The 14,128-nt window shown below is 36.1% G+C and carries 14 protein-coding genes; 12 read left to right on the forward strand and 2 right to left on the reverse strand.

What is annotated here, in order from left to right; translation table 11 throughout:
- The first annotated feature begins 71 nt into the window (after positions 1–71).
- Genes NO995_RS06835 through NO995_RS06845 form a run of 3 tightly spaced genes read left to right on the forward strand, consistent with a single transcriptional unit; the run spans position 72 to position 3,261 of the window.
- A complete protein-coding gene (locus tag NO995_RS06835; protein ID WP_258226897.1) occupies positions 72–1,844 on the forward strand; it encodes a BatD family protein in 1,773 nt (590 codons plus the stop codon).
- Between the two features lies 1 nt (position 1,845).
- Complete coding sequence (locus tag NO995_RS06840; protein WP_240572618.1) at positions 1,846–2,595, forward strand: SH3 domain-containing protein; 750 nt, start codon at positions 1,846–1,848, stop codon at positions 2,593–2,595.
- A gap of 39 nt (positions 2,596–2,634) precedes the next feature.
- Complete coding sequence (locus tag NO995_RS06845) at positions 2,635–3,261, forward strand: carbonic anhydrase (RefSeq protein WP_258226823.1); 627 nt, start codon at positions 2,635–2,637, stop codon at positions 3,259–3,261.
- Here NO995_RS06845 and NO995_RS06850 read toward each other — a convergent pair whose 3' ends face one another.
- Positions 3,262–3,804: a CvpA family protein gene (locus tag NO995_RS06850; RefSeq protein WP_258226824.1), complete on the reverse strand. Its 543-nt coding sequence runs from the start codon at positions 3,802–3,804 to the stop codon at positions 3,262–3,264. It lies immediately after the preceding gene.
- 73 nt (positions 3,805–3,877) lie between these two features.
- Here NO995_RS06850 and NO995_RS06855 point away from each other — a divergent pair, with 73 nt between their 5' ends.
- The 9 genes from NO995_RS06855 (at position 3,878) to NO995_RS06895 (ending at position 13,040) form a co-directional block, all read left to right on the forward strand.
- Entirely contained in the window at positions 3,878–4,234 is a 357-nt protein-coding gene (locus NO995_RS06855; RefSeq protein WP_258226825.1) for a hypothetical protein, read from the forward strand.
- A gap of 128 nt (positions 4,235–4,362) precedes the next feature.
- Positions 4,363–5,382, forward strand: a complete 1,020-nt coding sequence (pheS, locus tag NO995_RS06860; RefSeq protein WP_240572622.1) for a phenylalanine--tRNA ligase subunit alpha — start codon at positions 4,363–4,365, stop codon at positions 5,380–5,382.
- A 127-nt stretch (positions 5,383–5,509) separates the two neighbouring features.
- A complete protein-coding gene (locus tag NO995_RS06865) occupies positions 5,510–6,001 on the forward strand; it encodes a GbsR/MarR family transcriptional regulator (RefSeq protein ID WP_258226826.1) in 492 nt (163 codons plus the stop codon).
- Between the two features lie 19 nt (positions 6,002–6,020).
- Positions 6,021–7,148 (forward strand): efflux RND transporter periplasmic adaptor subunit, encoded by a 1,128-nt coding sequence (locus NO995_RS06870; RefSeq protein WP_258226827.1) that lies wholly within the window; start codon positions 6,021–6,023, stop codon positions 7,146–7,148.
- A gap of 21 nt (positions 7,149–7,169) precedes the next feature.
- Positions 7,170–10,301 (forward strand): efflux RND transporter permease subunit, encoded by a 3,132-nt coding sequence (locus tag NO995_RS06875; protein ID WP_258226828.1) that lies wholly within the window; start codon positions 7,170–7,172, stop codon positions 10,299–10,301.
- Positions 10,302–10,303: 2 nt separating this feature from the next.
- The gene (locus NO995_RS06880; RefSeq protein ID WP_258226829.1) at positions 10,304–11,719 is read left to right on the forward strand and encodes an efflux transporter outer membrane subunit; all 1,416 of its coding nucleotides are present in this window, start codon (positions 10,304–10,306) and stop codon (positions 11,717–11,719) included.
- Positions 11,720–11,723: 4 nt separating this feature from the next.
- Positions 11,724–12,017, forward strand: coding sequence for a DUF3861 domain-containing protein (locus NO995_RS06885; RefSeq protein ID WP_258226830.1), 294 nt, complete (start codon positions 11,724–11,726; stop codon positions 12,015–12,017).
- Positions 12,018–12,026: 9 nt separating this feature from the next.
- Complete coding sequence (locus NO995_RS06890) at positions 12,027–12,605, forward strand: TetR/AcrR family transcriptional regulator (RefSeq protein WP_258226831.1); 579 nt, start codon at positions 12,027–12,029, stop codon at positions 12,603–12,605.
- A gap of 39 nt (positions 12,606–12,644) precedes the next feature.
- Positions 12,645–13,040, forward strand: a complete 396-nt coding sequence (locus NO995_RS06895; protein ID WP_258226832.1) for a hypothetical protein — start codon at positions 12,645–12,647, stop codon at positions 13,038–13,040.
- Positions 13,041–13,103: 63 nt separating this feature from the next.
- Here NO995_RS06895 and NO995_RS06900 read toward each other — a convergent pair whose 3' ends face one another.
- The gene (locus tag NO995_RS06900) at positions 13,104–14,105 is read right to left on the reverse strand and encodes an NAD(P)H-dependent glycerol-3-phosphate dehydrogenase (RefSeq protein WP_240572628.1); all 1,002 of its coding nucleotides are present in this window, start codon (positions 14,103–14,105) and stop codon (positions 13,104–13,106) included.
- Positions 14,106–14,128 lie beyond the last annotated feature (23 nt).

The following is a 14,128-nucleotide window of genomic DNA, read 5'->3' on the forward strand; positions in this document are numbered from 1 at the left end:
ATTTTCAGTTTACAAATTGCAATTTCAAACGAAATCCTATGGGTAAACAAAAGATCTAATGTCGTAATATGATGAAACTTATAAAACACATAACCTTTCTGTTAGCTATACTATTTACAAGTATTTTAACAGCACAAGTAACCTTTGAAGCAAAAGTAAGCAAGCAAACTTTAGGTGTTAACGAGCGCCTGCGCATAGACTTTGAAATGAATCAGGATGGCGATAATTTTAATCCTCCCGATTTTTCAAATTTTACTGTTGTTGGTGGGCCAAATCAGTCGGTTAGTAATTCCTGGATTAATGGTGTGCGCACCTTTAAAAAAACATACAGTTATTTTTTAGCTCCTAAAAGCCGTGGATTATTTACCATAAACCAGGCGTCTATAACTATAGATGGGGAAGTATATAAAACAGTGCCTGTTAAAATTGAAGTGACTGCAGCAGTCGATATTCCGAAGGATCCTAATAATCCGGATTATATAGCATCGGAAAGTGTGCACTTGGTGGCTGAGGTCTCAAAGGAAGATCCGTATTTAAATGAAGCGATTACTGTGGTTTATAAACTTTATGTGTCGCCTACAGTTGCTGTCGATAACTGGAATGAAATTGACACGCCTCGTTTTAATGATTTCTGGAGTCAGAATATAGATACCCAAGGACAAAAAGTACAAAACGGAACCTACAAAGGTGAAAATTATCGCTTCTTAGTATTACGTAAAACCGTGTTATATCCGCAGAAAACAGGTGAATTAACTATTGAACCTTTAACATTGGATATTGCTTTACGCGTACCTACAAACCGTCGCGATATTTTTGGAGGGGTGTTAATGACGCGAACTAACAGAACGGTTTCAGCAGGAAACAGAACGATTCATGTAAAAGCCTTGCCAGAAGCCGGTAAACCATCGGATTTTACCGGTGCTGTGGGAGATTTTATTTTCGATGTTACCGCCTCTAAAAAGGAGTTAAGTGCGGCAGAATCGCTTCAGCTTAAAGTTACAGTAAAAGGTAACGGTAATTTAAAACTATTCAAGTTGCCAAAGGTATCTTTACCAAGTTCATTGGAGGTTTACGAACCGGAATACAATGAAGAGGTGAGGACTAATTTATCGGGCATGCAGGGAAGTATTTCCGATAGTTATACGGTAGTGCCGCAGTATAAAGGTAAATACCCGATTCCGAGTATTTCATTTTCATATTTCGATTTAAAAACGAAAACCTATAAACGTTTGTCGTCGGAGGAAATGGTTATTGATGTTTTAGAAGGTCCTACCAATAATACTTCTGCAAATAACGTAGGAACTGCAAGTACGGTAAAACAAGCCGTGACACTAAATAACGATCAATTTGCGTTTATAAAAACAGATACGGCATTTGAGAGCATGAAACGTTCTCAGTTTTTCAAGACTAATATATTCTGGAGTTTATTATTATTACCGTTTTTAGTAATCCCGGTAGCTATTGTTATTAGAAAACAAAAAGCCGTTCGCGATGCCGATGTTTACGGAAATAAAATTCGTAAGGCAGATAAACTGGCAAGAAAGTATTTAGGTCATGCCAAGAAATCTTTAGGTAAAAAAGAAGAGTTTTATATTGCTTTAGAGAAAGCATTACATAATTATCTAAAAGCAAAACTGCATATCGAAACCAGTGATTTAAGTAAAGAGAATATTACTGAATTACTAACTGAAAAGCAAGTAGAACATGATGTGGTTAAAGATTTTAAAAGCATATTAGAGAGCTGCGAATTGGCACGATATACGCCAATGGATATTGCGACCATGCAGGAGGATTACGATAAGGCGGCGAAGACCATTTCTTTAATAGATAAACAGGCACGATAAGATGAAAAGGTTATTATTTACACTTTTAGTTTTGGTAAGTTTTGGAGTGTTTGCTCAAAATCAGACGCTTTTTGAAAAAGCAAATGCACTTTATAACGACGGAAAATATGCTGAAGCTATAGATAAGTATGAAGCAATCTTAGCTACTAAAAATGAATCGGCAGAATTGTATTTCAACTTAGGAAATGCCAATTATAAACTTAATAATATCGCGCCAAGTATTTATTATTTCGAAAAGGCTTTACAATTAGCGCCTAACGATGCCGATATTAAAAATAATTTAAGTTTCGCAAGAAACATGACCATTGATGCCATTGATGTATTGCCTGAAGGTGGTATTGCTAAATTCGTTAAAAAGCTTACCAACACTATGAGTTTTGATGGATGGGCTAAATTAGCGGTAGCTTTCGTTTTCAGTTTTGTTGTTCTGTTTTTAGCTTATTACTTTGCGTATTCAACCATTAGAAAGCGTATGGCATTTATTGGGAGTTTAGCCGCTTTGGTATTAATTTGTGTAAGTTTATCATTGGCTTTTCATAAATATAATTTAGATAAAAGAGACCGACCTGCCATAGTGTTTGTTCAGGAGAGTAAAGTAAAGAGTGAGCCGAATAATAGAAGTGAGGAAGCCTTCAGACTTCATGAAGGTACGAAGGTTCAAATTCTCGATACCGTTGAAGACTGGAAAAAAATAAAACTCGCCGATGGAAAATCGGGCTGGATTGCCAAGCAAGATATTAAAGCCTTGTAATGTTTTTTAGCTTACCTTTAAATTCGTAATTTTTGTACTATGAATTTAGAGCGCGTATTTGAAAACAATAAGAAATGGATTGAAAGTAAACTCGAAGTCGATCCTGATTATTTTGAAGCCTTAGGCGAAGGTCAAAATCCCGATTTATTATTTATTGGATGTTCCGACAGCCGTGTGACGGCCGAAGAACTTATGGGCTTAGGGCCAGGCGAAGCCTTTGTACACCGTAACATCGCCAACATGGTTATTGCAACCGATTTAAATGTCATGTCGGTTATAGAATATGCCGTAATGCATTTAAAAGTAAATCATGTGGTAGTATGCGGGCATTATGCCTGTGGAGGAGTAAAAGCAGCTATGCAATCGGCCGATTTGGGAATTTTAAATCCATGGTTACGAAACATTCGTGATGTTTACCGACTTCATAAAAGGGAATTGAATGCCATTGAGAATGAAGAGAAAAAGTATGAACGTCTTGTAGAACTTAATGTTCAGGAACAGTGTGTAAATCTTATTAAAACCTCTGCGGTACAAAAAGCAGTGCGCGAACGCGGATTAAAAGTACATGGTTGGGTATTCGATATTCACACAGGAGAACTCATCGATTTAAAAATAGATTTTGAAGCTATTCTTGAAAAAATACGGGAGATTTACCATTTAGATTAATTAAATAGATTGGGTTTCCATACTTGGTTCAGCCTCATTTTCTTCATCGTCTAAAATATTCTTTTTGTTTAAAATACTTGGGAAAATCATAGGTGCTAAAGACTTTACTGGTTCGTAAAGTACCGAGTCTTCTAAGTTTTCTTCACTGGCAAACGGCAGGGTTTTATTCATCGAATCGAAAACGATTAAAATCACACTTAAAATCAAACCTATTTTTAGAGCTCCGAAAATGCCTCCCAGAGCTTTATTGATAATGCCCAATGCCGCAAAATCGGCAAGTTTTGTAAGAGCCTTTCCAGCAAGAGCAATAACTAAAACAATAACAATAAAGGTAATGGCGAACGATACAATATTCACGTATTTTTCATCCCAGTCTACATTATCTTCAACAAAAGATCCAGCATAATCACTAAAGTGAATCGCACCGTAAACCCCGGCAATTAATGCAACTAAAGAGGCAACTTCTACAAATAACCCTTTTGAGAATCCTCTAATTAGTCCAAATAACAGTAAGGCCAGTAAAACGATGTCTAATACACTCATATTCTATAAGATTTTTAACAAATATAAATTAACTTTGCGACTTCGCAGGCATGGTCTGCAAAACACAATATAAATGGCAAGAGACGAACAATTAAAAGAGCGCTGGGAATTAGTGGTAGAGAAACTTTCTTCACAGTTTGCCGATGGCGATAGGTTAGATTTAGATGCTATTATTTATCTTATTGGCGTTCAGGAATTGGGCCAACCGCACCTGAAATTTAAAAAAGATCACAAGTTAGATTTAATGCACATTGCTATTTGTCGCCTTTTAGAACCTTACGGATATTACGAATTCGATTATTTCGACGACGATAAATGGCCGCACTACAAGGTAAAGGCCCAGTTGCCACATTTAAAAGCTGGTGAGCAAAGTGTATTAATGAAAGAGGCTATTGTAAATTACTTCCTCGAAGCCGAATATATCGATTAAATTTTGGGCGTTACCCTTAAGGGTCGGGCTTTGCGTTTCAATCTTTTGTAAAAACAAAAGGATTTACACTACAATCCCTAACGCAACTAAACAAAAAATAGTAAATTTGCCATCATTTTAAGGATGTTATGATAGATAAGATAAAAGAACTTATAGCCGAAGCAGATGCGTTTAAAGCGCAAACTAAGGAAGAGGTAGAGGCTTTCAGAATTCAATATTTAGGAAAAAAAGGATTATTAAACCAGTATTTTGCCGAGTTTAAAAATGTAGCAAACGAGCAAAAGAAAGAGTTTGGTCAGGCCGTTAATGCCCTAAAGAAAGCAGCTGAAGAAAAAGTAAATGCCTTAAAAGAGGAGTTAGAAAGTAAAGAGGAAGTAAAAGGTGTTTACGGTGATTTATCGCGTCCGGGAGCCCCAATTAATTTAGGAGCTCGTCACCCGATTTCTATCGTTAAAAATCAAATTATTGATATCTTTTCAAACATTGGGTTTAACGTTAGTGAAGGTCCGGAGATTGAAGATGACTGGCATAACTTTACTGCATTAAACTTACCGGAATACCATCCGGCACGCGATATGCAGGATACCTTCTTCATTCAAACGAATCCAGACGTATTATTACGTACACACACCAGTTCGGTACAGGTGCGCTATATGGAAAAAAATCAGCCGCCAATTCGTACCATTTCACCAGGACGTGTGTATAGAAACGAAGCTATTTCGGCACGTTCGCACTGTTTTTTCCATCAAATTGAAGGATTGTATATTGACAAAGAAGTAAGTTTTGCCGATTTAAAACAAACATTACAATATTTCACAACGCAGTTATTTGGGAAATCTAAAATCCGATTACGTCCGTCCTATTTTCCATTTACCGAGCCAAGTGCAGAAATTGATGTGTACTGGGGGTTAGAAACAGAATCTGATTACCGTATTACTAAAGGAACCGGTTGGTTAGAAATCGGTGGTTGTGGTATGGTAGACCCAAATGTTCTTGAAAACTGTAATATCGATTCTAAAGAATATTCAGGTTTTGCATTTGGTGTGGGTATCGATCGTATTGCGATGTTATTACATCAGATTAACGATATTCGTTTATTAAGTGAAAACGATGTGCGTTTCTTAGAGCAGTTTAAATCAGCTTTATAAAAGCATCAAAATATATAGAATTAAGCCGGTGAGAAATCATCGGCTTTTTTTATTTAACAAAAATTAACTTCGTTTAGTTCGGTTTGTTCCGAACTAAACAGTATATTTGCGCAAAATTTTTGAAGAAATGATGACGTGTAAAGAAAGAAGTACCTTAATTGAAAAGTTAGGCGTATTTTTAGAGAACAAAGAGCAGCTTGCCCCAGTTGCAGCCCGTATTATGGCTTATGCCATTCTAAAAGGAAAAACAGGAACAACCTTCGAAGATCTGGTTATCGACTTATGTGCCAGTAAAAGCACCATATCTACTCATCTGAATCATCTACAGGATTTAAAGAAGATTGAATATTTTACTAAACCCGGAGATAGAAAAAAGTACTTTATAATAAAAAGAGATACCATTTTAATTAGCATTGACCAAATGGTAGAGAGCTGGAATACAGAGAAAGATGTTCACCTGGAAATTCGTGATTATAAAGAAAAGGTAAATATGTCGGGAAGATTAAGTCAAGAAGAAGCCTTCGATTTAGATTTTCACGACGATTACCTTCAGTATTTAGAAGAAGCAACCAATTCCATATTAAGATTAAAATCAAAAATAATAGAGAGAACCAATTAGAAAAATCAATACACTGAAAATGATAAAACAGAATTATTTTATACTATCGTTGATGTTATCAACGATGTTATTCGTAGCCTGCGGAAACGATAAAAATCAGGCAGCTCAAGGGCAATCACAGGCATTACCGTTTGCGGTAACTACATTAACTCAAAAAGATGTGACTTCGTTTATAAAATACCCTACAACTATTGAAGGAACCATAAGTAGTGAGGTTCGTGCAAAAGTGTCAGGATACATTCAAAAAGTATTAATTGACGAAGGGCAGAAAGTTAAAAAAGGGCAGCCTTTATTTAAATTGGAAACGCAATCCTTAAGTCAGGATGCAGAAGCAGCAAAAGCTAATGTGAATGCGGCTCAGGTTGAGGTTGATAAATTAGTGCCTCTAGTTGAAAAGAATATTATTAGTGAAGTACAGTTAGAAACTGCAAAAGCCCAGTTATTACAGGCTAAAAGTAACTACAACAGTATTGTGGCAAATATAGGTTACGCGACTGTAACCAGCCCTGTTGATGGTTATGTGGGTGCTATTCCTTACCGTGAAGGTGCGTTAGTAAGCGCTACAAGTGCTAAACCGTTAACTACCGTGGCGAGTATAGACAATGTTTATGCGTTCTTCGCAATGAATGAAACCGAATATTTAAACTTCATTCAAAAAACGGAAGGTAAAACCCTTCAGGATAAAGTAAACAACTTCCCGAAAGTTAATTTACTATTAGCAAATGGACAAGAATATGAAGAGCAGGGAGCCATTCAAACCGTAACAGGCCAAATCGATCCAACTACCGGAACAGTAAGCTTTAGAGCTATGTTTGGAAACCCGAATTTATTAATAGCTAACGGAAATAGCGGAACTGTGGAAATTCCTACCAATTACAATCAGGTTGTTGTGGTACCACAATCGGCTACTTACGAGCAACAAGGACAAACATTTGTTTACAAGGTTAACCAAGACAATACCGTGTCGGCAACATTAATAACTGTAAAAGATAAAACTGATGCACTTTATGTTGTATCATCAGGTGTTAATGCAGGCGATAAAATTGTAGTGAAAGGTATTGGTAAATTAAGAAATCAAATGCCAATTATTCCACAAGAAGTGGATTTCGATAGTGTTGCGAAGCCTATTAAACCATTATTCCAATAACGGTTAGAAACGAAAAATATTATGTTAAAAACATTTATAGAAAGACCGGTTTTATCGACCGTAATTTCCATTATCATAGTTATTTTGGGAATTTTAGGCTATGCGGCCTTACCGGTTGAGCAGTACCCAGATATTGCTCCACCAACTATTCAGGTAACAGCATCTTACCCAGGTGCTAGTGCCGAAACCATTTTAGAGAGTGTTATTATTCCTATTGAAGAGCAGATTAATGGAGTTGAAGGAATGACCTACATGACCTCTTCTGCCGATAATAATGGTTCTGCAAATATCACTGTATTCTTTAATCAAAATACAGACCCGGATATTGCTGCGGTAAACGTGCAAAACCGTGTAGCAAGAGCGAATCCTTTATTACCACAAGAGGTAAAACAAACAGGGGTATTAACGCAAAAGCAACAAACATCGGCGTTAATGTTCTTTTCGGTGTATTCTGAAAATGAAGATTACAATGCGACTTATGTTCAGAATTACTTAAAGATTAATGTAATTCCTGCAATTCAACGTGTCGATGGTGTAGGTAACGTAAACGTATTTTCTAATCAGGATTACGCGATGCGTATCTGGTTGAAACCAGAAAAATTAGCCGCTTATAATTTAATTCCAGCTGAAGTTACTGAGGCTTTAAAAGAGCAGAGTTTAGAGGCTTCTGCAGGGGCTTTAGGTCAAAATGATGGACAGTCGTTTACCTATAATATTAAGTATAGCGGGCGTTTTAAAACGGAAGAGCAATATGAAGATATCATCATTAAAGCTTTAGATAATGGTGAGTATTTAAGATTAAAAGATGTAGCTACTGTGCAAATGGATGCTCAGGGTTATGAGTCTTTTGGATTTACCGAAGGTTACCCGAGTGTGAACATGGGTATTTACCAAACGGCAGGATCGAATGCACAGGAAATTATTAAAGAAATTAAGTCGGAATTAGAGCGTTTATCAGCCGATTTCCCTGATGGTGTAAAGTACGTGATTAACTACGATACCAACGATTTCTTAACGGCATCGATGAACAAAGTAAAACACACCTTAATAGAAGCCTTTTTACTGGTATTCTTAGTGGTGTTTATCTTCCTTCAGGATTTCCGTTCTACCTTAATTCCAGCGATAGCTGTGCCGGTAGCGATTGTAGGTACCTTCTTTTTCCTGAATCTTTTCGGTTACTCGATTAACTTATTAACCTTATTCGCTTTAGTTTTAGCTATTGGTATTGTGGTAGATGATGCGATTGTGGTTGTTGAAGCGGTTCACGCGAAAATCGATCAGGGAGAAAAAAATGCAAAGCAGGCTACTTTAGGAGCTATGCACGAAATATCGGGTGCGATAATTTCCATTACCTTAGTTATGGCGGCGGTATTTATTCCAGTAACCTTTATTCAAGGTCCAACAGGGGTATTTTACGAGCAGTTTGGGGTAACATTAATTGTGGCCATTTTAATTTCGGCGGTTAACGCTTTAACGCTTAGTCCGGCATTGTGTGCGTTATTTTTAAAATCTCACGATGAAGAACATAAAAGTAAAAGTTTCTTACAACGTTTTTATGATGCCTTCAATGCAGCTTTCGAAGCAACTACCGAGCGTTACGGACGATCATTAAAGTTTTTATCGCATAACAAATGGATTACTGTATTTATCCTTGTTTTGGCTAGTGTTGGAATCTGGTGGACATCTCAAACAACACCTACAGGATTTGTACCTTCAGAAGATAGAGGTATCATTTTCATGAATGTAGAGTTACCGGCAGGTTCTTCTATGGACCGCACTAATATTGTAACACAGGAAATTTACAATAAAGCAAAACAAATTCCAGGAGTAAGAGGTGTAACTGTAATTAACGGTAGAAGTTTAATTAGTGGTGCAGGTACTAACTACGGTTTAGGATTCGTCAAGTTAGATGATTGGGAAGAACGTGAAGGAGAAAGCGTATCGGCGAATGCCATTATTGGTCAGTTATTCGGTATTGCTGCAACTATTCCTGATGCTAATATCATATTCTTTGCGCCACCAAGTATTCCTGGTTTCGGATTGTCGGGAGGTTTTGAGGTAAACTTATTAGATAAATCGGGAGGAAGTTTTGAAGAGCTTGATAAAACCACTCAGGAGTTTATAGGTAGTTTAATGAAGCATCCTGAAATTCAGTACGGACAGTCGTCATTCAATACAAAATACCCACAGTATGAAATGGAAATTAATGTACCGTTAGCTAAAAAATATGGCGTTTCGGTGAGTAGTATTTTCTCAACTATGCAAGGCTATATTGGTGGGGTTTATGCGGCAGATTTTTCAAGATTCGGAAAGCAATATCGTGTATATGTTCAGGCACTTCCAAATAATCGTTCAGATAAAAGTTCATTAAACGAATTATATATTAAAACAGGAAGCGGTGAGATGACGCCTATTACACAGTTTGTCGATTTAAAACGTGTATATGGTCCGCAGTCGGTTACACGTTTCAATTTATATAACTCGGCAAAAATTAGTGGAGCTTCAAATCCAGGTTACAGTACCGGTGATGCGATTGCTATTGTAAACGACGAAATTAAAAACTTACCAAGTAATTACGAGGTGGCTTATTCAGGTTTATCGCGTGAAGAGGTAAATGCAGGAAACCAGACTGTAATGATTTTTATTTTGGTAATTATTTTCGTTTACTTCTTGTTATCGGCGCAATATGAGAGTTATTTATTGCCACTTTCGGTAATATTCTCTCTGCCATTAGGGGTGTTCGGAGCCTTTTTCTCAACAAAAATGATGGGACTTGAAAATAACATCTATTTCCAGATTGCATTAATTATGCTTGTAGGATTACTGGCAAAGAACGCTATTTTAATTGTTGAGTTCGCCTTGCAGCGTAGACGTAACGGCGAAAGTTTAATCGATGCGGCAATTCATGGATCGAAAGCACGTTTACGACCAATTTTAATGACATCGTTTGCTTTCATATTAGGATTAATGCCTTTGGTATTGGCTAAGGGAGTAGGTGCCGAAGGAAATAATTCTATTGGTACTGGTGCCGCGGGAGGTATGTTGATAGGAACCATTTTAGGGGTGTTTATTATTCCAGTACTGTTTATCGTGTTCCAGTGGTTACAGGAAAAAGTATCGAGTAAACCTGTTGTTGAAACTAAAGTAGATTAATTATGAAATTATACATAAAAAATACCATGGTACAAAAAGCTTTGGTTTTAGCTGTGGCAGCAACATTTTTACAGAGTTGTTTTGTGGCTAAAAATTACGACAGACCAGAGTTTGAAGAAACCGAAAACTTATATAGAACTGATAATTTGCCTACAGATAGCTTGTCGTTGGCAGATGTATCGTGGTCAGATATGTTTACCGACTCTTACCTGAATCAATACATTCAGGAGGGTTTAGAAAATAACCTGGATATTCGAGTAGCTATTCAGCAAATGGCTGCGGCCGAAGCATATTATAAGCAAGGTAAAGCTGGTTATTTTCCAACGTTAGGAGCTAGAGCATCTATGACACATCAGGAATTGGCAAAAAACAGTCAGTTCGGGTCATTCTTTAATGGATCTTTAGAGCAGTTTGAAATCTCAGGAAATCTATCTTGGGAAGCCGATATCTGGGGGAAAATTAGAAGTAATAAACGTGCTGGAGAAGCCAGCTATTTACAAACTGTTGCTGCACATCAGGCAGTAAAAACCCAATTGGTATCAAGTATTGCTTCAGTTTACTATCAGTTATTAGCTTTAGATGCGCAGTTAGATGTAACAAGAAAGACTATTGAAACCAGAGAAAGCAGTGTTGAAACGATTAAAGCGCTTAAAGATGCAGGTCAGGTTACTCAGGTGGCAGTCGATCAAAACATCGCGCAGTATAACAATGCAAAGGCACTTGAAGTCGATTTAAGAGCGGCCGTTTTCACAACTGAAAACACGCTTAATCTATTATTAGGGCGTACTTCGGTTGTTATTGAACGTAGCGAATTGGATAGTCAGCATTTAGATTCTGAAATTAAACTTGGTGTACCATCATTATTATTAAGTAACAGACCCGATGTAATGGCGGCAGAGTTCGGCTTAATTCAGTCGTTTGAAATGACTAACGTGGCGCGAAGTAATTTCTACCCGTCGTTAACCATAACGGCTACAGGAGGTTTACAAAGTTTACAGTTGGACCAGCTAATAAATACAAACTCGTTATTTGCTAATATTGTTGGTGGATTAACACAGCCAATCTTCAATCAGCGTCAAATAAGAACGCAAAAAGAAGTTGCTGAAGCGCAGCAGGAACAGGCCTTGTTAAACTTTAAGAAAGCGTTATTAACGGCAGGAAACGAAGTGTCTAATGCGCTTTATTCCTATAACGCTGAAACCGAAAAGTTTGAATACAGACAAAAAGAAGTTGAGGCTTTACGTAATGCCGAAACCAATTCTGAAGAGTTATTACAAAACGGTTATGCCACGTATTTAGACCTGTTAACGGCAAGACAAAGTGCGTTAAACGCAGAGCTAAATGTGATTGACAATAAACTTCAGCAGCTTTTAAGTGTTGTAAATATTTATGAAGCTTTAGGTGGCGGTTGGAAATAATATCATGAAAAAGAAGAACAATAAGTACCGGTTGACGTTGGCAGAAGTATCTTTAAAAGATGCTTCTGTTCCAACACAATCTTTAGAATTGGATTTTGAAAACCACGATAATATTTTTGATATTATTGAAAGAGTAAAGTCAAAAAGTATCTTTGAAAATACTAACGATGCGAAGGAATTGGCCATAGGTTTAAAATTATTCAGTGAAGTTCTTCTTAAAAATAGGAATCACGATATTTTTTCAGATTTTAATCCACATTTTAAAGATTTTATGGTTAAACTAAAATCTTATAATTAGTTAAAGGCAATGACTACAAAGCAGGAGGTTTTAGAGTGTTCGGTTTCAAATTTCACGAAATTTGGGAGTAAGCGTTTTACAATGGATGAGCTGGCTTCAGAGCTTGGAATTTCAAAAAAAACAATTTATAAGTTTTTCGATAGTAAAGAAGATTTAGTTATTCAATGTGTCGAGTTATTGATTAAGAATTACAAAAATGAAATAACAAGTATTGATGGCAATCCTATTTCCTCCATCATTTTGATCTACAAAAAGGCTTTTCAGCATATAGCTCATTTTAAGCCATCGTTTATTTTTGGTCTAAAAAAATATTATCCTAAAGCTAATTTGGTTTTCGATGAGTTTAGGGATTATATCTTAAACACCATTATTTATCCGTTTTTATTAATAGCGCAAACAGATGGTATTATTAGGCCTGAGGTTAATTTAAGGCTGTTTTGCGATTTGTATTTTGTTCGTTTCGAGGAGATAGCACTTAAGAACAATACCTTTTTTGATAATTATACCAATGAAGAACTTTTAAATCATTTTATCGTTTTTAATTTACAGGGAATTACTGTTGAAGGTTATAAAATAGATTTTGAATAGTTTATTACTTTTGCAACATAAAATTAGAGTGATAAACCGATGAAAAAAGATATTGAAATTCCAAAAGTAGAAGGTGTTTATGTAGCCGTAGTAAATGAGTATAACGATATTTATAAAACTCAGGATTGGAATGCTTACATAATTAATGATAAAGACGTTGATTTAGATGTTGTGCTTATCGTAACAAACGGATATAGTGATCAAAAAATAACGTCAACTTTTAGAAAGAAATTAGATAAACTTCCGGCGAAAAGTTATGCTAAAATAGAATTAATTCAGGAAGAACTTTTTGCTTTGAATAATCAGTTTAAAGTCACGTTTTTTGAAGGGAACCAAATGTTTGAAAAGACCTATCTGTTCAGAAAAAATACGATTAACCTAAAGGCTTTACAATCGGTACCATTAATGAAAGTAAAAGGTGTAGTTGTAAAGTAGTTTGGAATAATAAAATAGAAAAGGCATCAAATATTTGATGCCTTTATGTTTTAAATTTTTATTCTAATCCAGTTTCTCGGTTAACTTCTTAAATACCTTTTTAGGGTCTTTGTTTTCGTAAAGCACTTCGTAAACCGCATTTATAATGGGTAACTTTGTTTTGCTTTTGTTTTTTTCGTTTAGTAAGTGTGCACTTTTTGTAGCGTAGTATCCTTCAGCCACCATACTCATTTCCATTTGAGCCGATTTTACGGTGTAACCTTTTCCAATCATATTACCAAACATGCGGTTTCTGGAAAAAATAGAATACCCGGTTACCAGTAAATCGCCGAGGTAAGCTGAGTTGTTAATGTTACGTTTCATTTTGTGCATCTTTTTAATAAAACGTTTCATCTCTCTAATCGAGTTACTCATTAAAACAGACTGAAAGTTGTCTCCATATCCCAAGCCATGCGCAATACCTGCAGCAATGGCGTAAATGTTTTTCAGCATAACTGCATATTCAACTCCAACAACATCGTCGTTAACCTTTGTTTTTATATAATCGCTAGATAGGTTTTTTGCAATGGATTTTGCTTTACCAGTATCTGCACAAGAAATGGTTAAGTACGATAAACGCTCCAGAGCGACTTCTTCGGCGTGGCAAGGTCCAGCAATAACAGCGATGTTTTCAAAAGGAATATTATAGACATCATGAAAATGTTCACCAACCAGTAATCCGCTTTCAGGCATAATTCCTTTAACAGCAGAAACAATAATTTTCTTTGAAATATCGATGTTTAATTTTTCAAGTTCACTGTGCATAAATGCAGATGGAATAGCGAAGATTAATACATCGGCAAAAGCAGCAATTTCATTAATGTCGTTACTTATTTTTAACTGCTCTAAATGAAATTCAACCGAACTTAAATAATTAGGATTATGTTGCTCTTTTAGTAAGTGTTCTTTGGTGTACACGCTACGCATATACCAACCAATTTCATCTAAATTTTCGCAAAGCATTTTAACAATAGCCGTTGCCCAGCTTCCAGCGCCAAACACCGCGTATTTTAAAGGTTTTTCCATGAAAAGTTTAAATGTTTAATACT

The sequence above is a fragment of the Aestuariibaculum sp. M13 genome, assembly GCF_024723255.1.
Taxonomy (GTDB): Bacteria; Bacteroidota; Bacteroidia; order Flavobacteriales; family Flavobacteriaceae; genus Aestuariibaculum; species Aestuariibaculum lutulentum.

What these genes read in the sequence shown, in the direction of transcription:
- NO995_RS06870 (WP_258226827.1), top strand. Translation starts at nt 6,021, where the DNA reads ATGATAAAACAGAATTATTTTATACTATCGTTGATGTTATCAACGATG.
- NO995_RS06900 (WP_240572628.1), bottom strand. Translation starts at nt 14,105, where the DNA reads ATGGAAAAACCTTTAAAATACGCGGTGTTTGGCGCTGGAAGCTGGGCA.
- NO995_RS06835 (WP_258226897.1), top strand. Translation starts at nt 72, where the DNA reads ATGAAACTTATAAAACACATAACCTTTCTGTTAGCTATACTATTTACA.
- NO995_RS06865 (WP_258226826.1), top strand. Translation starts at nt 5,510, where the DNA reads ATGATGACGTGTAAAGAAAGAAGTACCTTAATTGAAAAGTTAGGCGTA.
- NO995_RS06850 (WP_258226824.1), bottom strand. Translation starts at nt 3,804, where the DNA reads ATGAGTGTATTAGACATCGTTTTACTGGCCTTACTGTTATTTGGACTA.
- NO995_RS06895 (WP_258226832.1), top strand. Translation starts at nt 12,645, where the DNA reads ATGAAAAAAGATATTGAAATTCCAAAAGTAGAAGGTGTTTATGTAGCC.
- NO995_RS06845 (WP_258226823.1), top strand. Translation starts at nt 2,635, where the DNA reads ATGAATTTAGAGCGCGTATTTGAAAACAATAAGAAATGGATTGAAAGT.
- NO995_RS06855 (WP_258226825.1), top strand. Translation starts at nt 3,878, where the DNA reads ATGGCAAGAGACGAACAATTAAAAGAGCGCTGGGAATTAGTGGTAGAG.
- NO995_RS06885 (WP_258226830.1), top strand. Translation starts at nt 11,724, where the DNA reads ATGAAAAAGAAGAACAATAAGTACCGGTTGACGTTGGCAGAAGTATCT.
- NO995_RS06890 (WP_258226831.1), top strand. Translation starts at nt 12,027, where the DNA reads ATGACTACAAAGCAGGAGGTTTTAGAGTGTTCGGTTTCAAATTTCACG.
- NO995_RS06880 (WP_258226829.1), top strand. Translation starts at nt 10,304, where the DNA reads ATGAAATTATACATAAAAAATACCATGGTACAAAAAGCTTTGGTTTTA.
- NO995_RS06875 (WP_258226828.1), top strand. Translation starts at nt 7,170, where the DNA reads ATGTTAAAAACATTTATAGAAAGACCGGTTTTATCGACCGTAATTTCC.
- NO995_RS06840 (WP_240572618.1), top strand. Translation starts at nt 1,846, where the DNA reads ATGAAAAGGTTATTATTTACACTTTTAGTTTTGGTAAGTTTTGGAGTG.
- pheS (WP_240572622.1), top strand. Translation starts at nt 4,363, where the DNA reads ATGATAGATAAGATAAAAGAACTTATAGCCGAAGCAGATGCGTTTAAA.